8 protein-coding genes are annotated in these 7,342 nt (G+C 73.0%); 1 reads left to right on the forward strand and 7 read right to left on the reverse strand.

The genetic code is table 11. The features are described 5' to 3' along the window. Positions 1–113: 113 nt before the first annotated feature. The 4 genes from glnII to RIM90_RS29435 all read right to left on the reverse strand — a co-directional run bounded on the left by glnII (position 114) and on the right by RIM90_RS29435 (position 3,450). On the reverse strand, positions 114–1,142 hold the full coding sequence (gene glnII, locus RIM90_RS29420) for a glutamine synthetase (protein ID WP_309063790.1): 1,029 nt from the start codon (positions 1,140–1,142) through the stop codon (positions 114–116). Positions 1,143–1,427: 285 nt separating this feature from the next. Next, the gene (locus RIM90_RS29425) at positions 1,428–2,120 is read right to left on the reverse strand and encodes a hypothetical protein (protein ID WP_309063791.1); all 693 of its coding nucleotides are present in this window, start codon (positions 2,118–2,120) and stop codon (positions 1,428–1,430) included. Between the two features lie 124 nt (positions 2,121–2,244). Then, entirely contained in the window at positions 2,245–3,006 is a 762-nt protein-coding gene (locus RIM90_RS29430) for a hypothetical protein (protein WP_309063792.1), read from the reverse strand. A gap of 84 nt (positions 3,007–3,090) precedes the next feature. Continuing rightward, complete coding sequence (locus RIM90_RS29435) at positions 3,091–3,450, reverse strand: ArsC/Spx/MgsR family protein (protein ID WP_309063793.1); 360 nt, start codon at positions 3,448–3,450, stop codon at positions 3,091–3,093. Between the two features lie 292 nt (positions 3,451–3,742). Here RIM90_RS29435 and RIM90_RS29440 point away from each other — a divergent pair, with 292 nt between their 5' ends. After that, on the forward strand, positions 3,743–4,057 hold the full coding sequence (locus tag RIM90_RS29440; protein WP_309063794.1) for a hypothetical protein: 315 nt from the start codon (positions 3,743–3,745) through the stop codon (positions 4,055–4,057). 77 nt (positions 4,058–4,134) lie between these two features. Here the strand turns inward: RIM90_RS29440 and RIM90_RS29445 are convergent, their stop codons facing one another. From RIM90_RS29445 to glnA, 3 genes are all read right to left on the reverse strand, one after another. Continuing rightward, positions 4,135–5,757: a hypothetical protein gene (locus tag RIM90_RS29445; RefSeq protein WP_309063795.1), complete on the reverse strand. Its 1,623-nt coding sequence runs from the start codon at positions 5,755–5,757 to the stop codon at positions 4,135–4,137. A 71-nt stretch (positions 5,758–5,828) separates the two neighbouring features. Further along, positions 5,829–6,086 (reverse strand): hypothetical protein, encoded by a 258-nt coding sequence (locus RIM90_RS29450; protein WP_309063796.1) that lies wholly within the window; start codon positions 6,084–6,086, stop codon positions 5,829–5,831. 350 nt (positions 6,087–6,436) lie between these two features. Then, positions 6,437–7,342 (reverse strand): type I glutamate--ammonia ligase (glnA, locus tag RIM90_RS29455; protein WP_309063797.1); only part of this gene is annotated, 906 nt, incomplete at its 5' end.

The following is a 7,342-nucleotide window of genomic DNA, read 5'->3' on the forward strand; positions in this document are numbered from 1 at the left end:
CCCCCGGCGTGCCCCCCCCCGCGGTCCTCGCGCCCCACGGCGGACTCCCCGCCGACAGGACGAGGGGGCGCCCGCCTCGACGGCGGGCGCCCCCTCGGGCGACTGCGGGCGGATCAGACCTGGCCGGCCTTCTCCAGCGCGGTGCAGCACGTGTCGACCAGCAGGCGGGTCACCACGTACGGGTCGACGTTGGCGTTGGGACGGCGGTCCTCGATGTACCCCTTGCCGTCCTTCTCGACCTGCCACGGGATGCGGACCGAGGCGCCGCGGTCGGAGACGCCGTAGGAGAACTTGTCCCACGGGGCGGTCTCGTGCAGACCGGTGAGGCGGTCGTCGATGCCGGCGCCGTAGTTCTTGACGTGGTCCAGCGGCTTGGAGCCCTCGCCCAGCGACTCGCACGCGGTGATGATCGCGTCGTAGCCCTCGCGCATCGCCTTGGTGGAGAAGTTGGTGTGCGCACCGGCGCCGTTCCAGTCGCCCTTGACCGGCTTCGGGTCGAGGGTGGCGGCGATGCCGAAGTCCTCGGCGGTGCGGTAGAGCAGCCAGCGGGCCACCCACAGCTGGTCGGCGACCTCCAGCGGGGCCAGCGGGCCGACCTGGAACTCCCACTGGCCGGGCATGACCTCGGCGTTGATGCCGGAGATGCCCAGGCCCGCCTTCAGGCAGTTGTCCAGGTGCGCCTCGACGACGTCACGGCCGAAGATCTCGTCGGAACCGACACCGCAGTAGTAGCCGCCCTGCGGGGCCGGGAAGCCGCCCTTGGGGAAGCCGAGCGGGTAGCCCTCCTGGAAGAAGGTGTACTCCTGCTCGATGCCGAAGACCGGCTCCTGCGCGGCGAACCGCTCGGCGACCTCGGCCAGCGCGGCACGGGTGTTGGACTCGTGCGGCGTCATGTCCGTGTTGAGGACCTCGCACAGCACCAGGACGTCGTCACCGCCGCGGATCGGGTCGGGGCAGACGAAGACCGGCTTGAGCACGCAGTCCGAGGCGTGCCCCTTGGCCTGGTTGGTGGAGGACCCGTCGAAGCCCCAGATCGGCAGCTCGGCACCCTTGGCGTCGTCGGCCAGGATCTTCGTCTTGGAACGCAGCTTGGCGGTCGGCTCGGTGCCGTCGATCCAGATGTACTCGGCCTTGAAGCTCACGGTCCACATCCTTCGGGGTGGGTCTGGGGCGATGCGCGGGTGCTGCGGCGCTGCGGCACTGGGGCGCCGCTCTCGATACCAGGCAGCCTGTCAACAGGCGATTTCCCGGCCATTGCCCGCATGTGAACCCCGTGTTACCTGACACTGCTGTGTCCTCCCGCACGGTGTGAGCGCGTACGCGCGGGGGCGGCTTGTATGCGAAGGGACGCGGAGGGGGCGGGGACGCGGAGGGGCCCGCTGCTCCCGGCCGGGAGCAGCGGGCCCTCACGAGGCGGCGGCGGAGCGTCACCCCACCTTCTCGATCACCGCCCGGCGGATCAGGAACTTGCCGGGCTCCCGGACCTGCTCGAAGGCCGCGTTGTTGAGCAGGACGCAGCTTCCGGACACCGAGGTGACCTCCACCGTCGTGGACTTGTCGTTGTCCAGGTTGGTGACCTTCAGCTTCGTGCCGGCCGGGAACTGGTTGCTGGACGCGGCCGGCGCGCCGCCCTCACCGGAGAGGGTGACGGTGGACCCGTTGCACACCTGCTCGCCGGAGGCCGCCGCGCCCTCACCGCCGGGGCTCTGCGCGGCGCCGCCGCCGCCCGCCTCCTCACCCCGGGCGGGCTGGGAGGGAGCGGGCTGCGCGGGGGCGGACTGCTCGGGCTGCGCGGCCTGGGAGCCCTGAGCCGACTCCCCCACCGTGCACCCGGACGCCCCCTGCTTGCGCCTGATCTCCTCGATGACCGCCTCGCGGTTGGCGATCCGCGCCTCGGACTGCGCGTCGGGGGCGGCCCGCTGGCCCTCGATGAACTTCTGGTTGTTGCCGAGCGCGGTGGCGAGCCCCTGACAGACGGTCGGGTCCGCCGCCTTGGTGGTGGGCGTCTGCGCGGCGTTCGACGTGTTCGCCATGACGAAGGCGCCGCCTCCCGCCACCGTCGCGGCGCTCACCAGCAGAGCGAGCTTCTTCCTGGGGCCGAGAGTTCTCCTGCGCGACATCCGCGCCTCCTGAAGAGGTAGGGGAGCGTACGCCGCTATGTACGAGATACCGAACGGGGTTGCTCAGCGGTTGGGGCGAGTGGTCGAAGTAACCTGCGTCACAAGGGCGTTGAGCTGTCGCGCGTCAGCCGTGCCCGCCCTGTTCGTACGCCACCACGTTGTCGTTGGCGTACTGGAGCAGCCCCTGCGTCTGCTGCGCGAGCGCGGCCTGCTCCGTCTCGGCGCCGTCCCCCCACTGCCCGTTGGCGAAGACCACGGACCGCACGGTCATCAGCCGCTCGAAGAGCCCCGCCGAGCCGGGCGGCGCCGCCGGCAGCCCCGCCTCCGGCGGCGGATCGAGCGAGACGACCTGATAGGTCACCGGATCCATCGAGGCCATCATGAACACCGTCGAGGCGTCCTCGACCCGCCGGAAACTCGCCACGGTGACGGTTATCCGCGAGCGCTGCTCGGGGTCCGTGAACAGCGCCGAGGTCAGCCGCACGCAGCCCTCGCCCTGGTCGACGAGCGCCGCCAGCTCCTGGGACATGCCCCTGGCGCAGCTGGTGGTGGTCGCCAGGTCGACCCGCTGGTACCGCGAACCGTCCTTCAGGCGCACGCTCTTCTCCGGGAACGCCTGCTCCGGCCGGACGACCGGCCGCGCGAGCAGCGAGGGAAGGGCGGCCGGGGCGTCGGCGGGCAGGGACGCGGTGACGGAGGGCACCGGCTCGGCGGCGGTGGAGGCGGAAGGGGAGGCGGCGGCAGAGGGAGGTGCGGTCCGCTCCCCGCCGTCGTCTCCGCTCGTGTACAGCACCGCGCCCGCCGCGATCACCCCGACCAGCACGACCGCCGCCACGCCACCGATCACGGACCGCGGTCCGCGCCTTCCTTGATCATCGAAGGTCATGGCGGCGGAGGGTAACAGCAAGGAGCGCCTCGACTCCCGCCGCCGGACAAGCGGGTTGAACGGGGCGAGCAGGCTGACAGGCGACTAACGGGACAGGGCGTCCCGTACCGCGTCCTCCGTGCGGGCCACGACCGCCGTGCCGTCGTCCGCGGTGATGATCGGCCGCTGGATCAGCTCGGGGTGCTCGGCGAGCGCCGTGACCCAGCGGTCCCGCGCACCGGCGTCCCGCGCCCACTCCTCGAGCCCGAGCTCCTTCGCGACGGCCTCCTGGGTGCGGGTGATGTCCCACGGCTCCAGGCCGAGACGGTCCAGCACCTCGCGGATCTCGTCCTCGCTCGGCACGTCCTCCAGATAGCGGCGGACGGTGTAGTCGGCGCCCTCGGCGTCGAGCAGGCCGAGGGCGCCGCGGCACTTGGAACAGGCCGGGTTGATCCAGATCTCCATGCCCCACACGGTACGCCCGGGGCAGCGGGACCTCCTGGCCGAGCGGGAGTCCCGGGGCCGTGTCCCCACCGGCGCCGCAGCATGCTCTGTTCGAATTTCCGCCGCCTCACGCACCCCTTGCGGAACGGGGGTGACGGGGCGATAAGTTCCCTGCTCACCTGGGCATTTGCTCGTCTGTGCGGACTGTCTGGATGTCAGTGCCGGGCAGTAAACTGGAAGCAGTGTTCGAGGGTGGTGCCGGGGTCGTCGTGGACTTCCGGCGGGCCGCCCTGACCGCGACAGGAGGATGCCCGTGCCCGCTGCCGCACTCAAGCCGAAGCCCCTGCCCACCCAGTCCACCGCCAAGCGTCCCGTCCTGCTCGAAACGCCCTGCGCACCGGTGGAGAAGCGCCCGCTGCCGGCGGGCCGCCCGCGGCAGTGGTACGTCACGCACAACCGCCGGCTCAAGGCGATGCGGCTCGCCATCGCCCTGCTCGACTCCGGCGTCTACCTGCCCGACCAGGCGCGCAACGAGACGATCCGGAGCACGGCGGAGCTGATCGGCGTGCACCCGCCGTCGGACACCACGTGCCACATGGTGCGCGCGTTCATGCGCTACAACCGCTGAGCCGGAGCGCGGTGCCGGCCGCCCCCGCACCGGGGCGCCCGGCACCGCCTCCGTGCGCGGCACCGCCGGAGCCCGCGTCAACCGGGCAGCCCCGCCTCCCACATGCGCCGTCGGAGCACATGGTCGCTGAAGAGGTGCCGGGCCCGGCCCAGCAGCTCGCCCACCTCCTTCTCCCCGCGTGGCGTGCCGGAGTCCGGATGCCACCGCTGCACGGACTGCCCGGCCCACGCCCGTAGCTTCCGGTCCGGGTCGTCCAGCAGGGCGACCGCGGTCCGCAGTCCCACGAGCCCCCCGCGTGCGTCGAGCAGGCGGAAAGCGGCGACCCGGGAATGCCGGGGCCGGTCGGCCGCGAGGAACCCCGCCAGCCGCCCGGCGGGCAGCGCCCCGGCGGAGGGAAGCAGCGCGCTGGCCGTCTCCCGCACCACACCGGGCGCCGGGTCCTCGAGCAGCGGCAGCAGCCGCGCCACGTCGGTCACGTCCAGCGCGCGCAGCCCGGCCACCGCCCGCGCCCGCACCGTCGGCACCGGATGGGCGAGCAGCGGCCACAGCAGCTCCGCGTCCGCGCGCTCCCCGCACTCCGCGAGCCCGATCACCGCGCCCGGCGGCACCGCCGGATCGGCCGGGTCCGCGCACCGCTCCCGGTACCAGGGCAGCGGATCCGTCCCGTGCCGCCGTACGACGTACCGCGCGCAGGCCCGTACCACCGCGGCCCGGTCGGCGAGGAACTCCACCGCCCGTTCGGGCCGCCCGGCCCGCCGCAGCGCGGTGACCCCGGCCGACCGCGCCCGGGGGCTGCGCGCGCCCAGCAGCGGTTCCAGCACGCCGTCCCAGTCGCCCGCATCGGTCACGGCGGCCAGGGCGGCGTCGGCGCACAGGGTCTGGACGACCGCGTCGTCGTCCCGGGCGGCGCGGCGGGCCAGCTCACCGGGGGAGAGGAGTCCCTCCTCGACGGCCGACCGGAGGGCGAAGCGGCGTACGGCGCGGTCGGGGTGGGTGTGCAGGGGCAGCAGCCGCTCGCGCGGCGCCCGGCGGAGCACGCCGTCGAGCAGCTCGACCCCGAAGGCTCCCCGCTCGCGCCTCCCGACCCGCAGGATCAGCGGCGCGAGGGCGACCGCCGCCTCCACGTCGAGCACGCCGCCCAGCAACCGCCGGGCCCGCTCGCGCACGGGCGCGGCCCAGTCGGCGGCGCGTACGACGAGCAGCGGCAGCAGCGCGGGATGCTCCGCGACCCCGTCCAGCGCGGCCTCGCGCACCCGCCCGTCCGGGTGGCACAGGGCGAGCGCGAGCCGGGACCGGACGGGCGGCTCGGCGCTCCCGCCCGGTGGGCCGGAGCGCTCCGCACCGATGACCGGCTCCGGGGCAGGCGCTCCCCGGCCTCCGGCCCGACGGCGGGAGTCCGCCCCCCGGTCGGCCGACCGGAGACGGGCGGGGAGACGGAGGCGGAGACGGCCGAGGCCGGCCACCGGGCGCCGGGGAGGCGCCGTCGGCCGCGGCTCGCCGCCGCCGGTCGTGCCGTCCTCGCGCGTCCCGGCCCGGTCCCGGCCCGGCAGCAGCGAGGGCCGGTACCGGGCGATCGCCCGGACCCCTGCGTCCAGTGCCGTCCAGGCGCCCGGGTCGGTGATGTCCAGGGCCTCGGTGAGAGGCGTTCCCCGGACCAGGCGCGTCGCCGCCGCCTCCCCGCTCCGGATGTCGTCGTCCATACCTGTCCGCCCCCCCCGCCGACCTGCTGTTCCGATGATCGTAGGGGCCGCGGAGCAGGCGGTCGCGGGAATTAGTACGGGCGGAGGTCGACGTACCCGAGGAACAGGATCACCGCCACCACGCAGCCGAGCACCACCACCGTCGACACCCAGGACGACCGGCCGGACGACGCGGTGTGCTCCGGATCGGGGCGGAACGGGACCGGTCCGGGCGGGTTGTCCTTCCAGCGCGCGGCGAGCATCCGGGCCCGGGCGGACGGCTCCTTGTGCTCCGCACCGTCGGCCCACTTGAGGTCGAACTCCCGCTCCTCGTCGTCCCTTTCGGACATCCCCGTGACCTTCCTCGAACAACAGTGTCAGCACCAATGATTCCCCCTCCGCGCCCGCGGGGGAAAGCATTCCGGACAGCCGGAAACACACAACGGCGCTCCCGTCCCGGAGGAACCACGAGTGGGGGTGCCGACGGGCCTGCCGATCGTCCGGGGCACCTGTAGCCGGGTTATGGAAAAAGACCAGGTCGGCGACCCGCGGGAAGGATCCCCGCAGGTCACCGACCTGGCCGATCACCAGGAGGCCGGGAAGGCAGCCGCCGCACAGGGCCTGGACGAGCCGGCGAGGGCCGCTCTCCGACGTGGAGCAGCGGCCCCCGGGCTTCACCCAGGTCGCCCGATCCCGCCTCTTACACGTCGAAGTAGAGCTCGAACTCGTGCGGGTGCGGGCGCAGCTGCAGCGGGGCGATCTCGTTCGCGCGCTTGAAGTCGATCCACGTCTCGATCAGGTCCGGCGTGAACACGTCGCCCTGGAGCAGGAACTCGTGGTCGGACTCGAGGTGGTCCAGCACGGCGCCGAGGGAGGTCGGGACCTGCGCGACGTTGGCGTGCTCCTCGGGAGCCAGCTCGTAGAGGTCCTTGTCGATCGGCTCGGCCGGCTCGATCTTGTTCTTGATGCCGTCCAGACCCGCGAGCAGCAGGGCCGAGAAGGCCAGGTACGGGTTGCCGGAGGCGTCCGGGGCGCGGAACTCGACGCGCTTGGCCTTCGGGTTCGAGCCGGTGATCGGGATGCGCATCGCGGCGGAGCGGTTGCGCTGCGAGTACACCAGGTTCACCGGGGCCTCGAAGCCCGGCACCAGGCGGTGGTAGGAGTTCACCGTCGGGTTGGTGAAGGCCAGCAGCGACGGGGCGTGCTTGAGGATGCCGCCGATGTAGTAGCGGGCCATGTCCGACAGCCCGGCGTAGCCCTGCTCGTCGTAGAACAGCGGCTCGCCGCCCGCCCACAGCGACTGGTGGACGTGCATGCCGGAGCCGTTGTCACCGAAGATCGGCTTCGGCATGAAGGTCGCGGTCTTGCCGTTGCGCCAGGCGACGTTCTTGACGATGTACTTGAAGAGCTGCAGGTCGTCGGCGGCCGCGAGCAGCGTGTTGAACTTGTAGTTGATCTCGGCCTGGCCGGCGGTGCCGACCTCGTGGTGCTGGCGCTCGACCTTCAGGCCGGCCCGGTCCAGCTCCAGGGAGATCTCGGCGCGCAGGTCGGCGAAGTGGTCGACCGGCGGGACCGGGAAGTAGCCGCCCTTGTAGCGGACCTTGTA

The organism is Streptomyces sp. (assembly GCF_031181555.1).
GTDB classification, from domain to species: domain Bacteria; phylum Actinomycetota; class Actinomycetes; order Streptomycetales; family Streptomycetaceae; genus Streptomyces; species Streptomyces fimbriatus.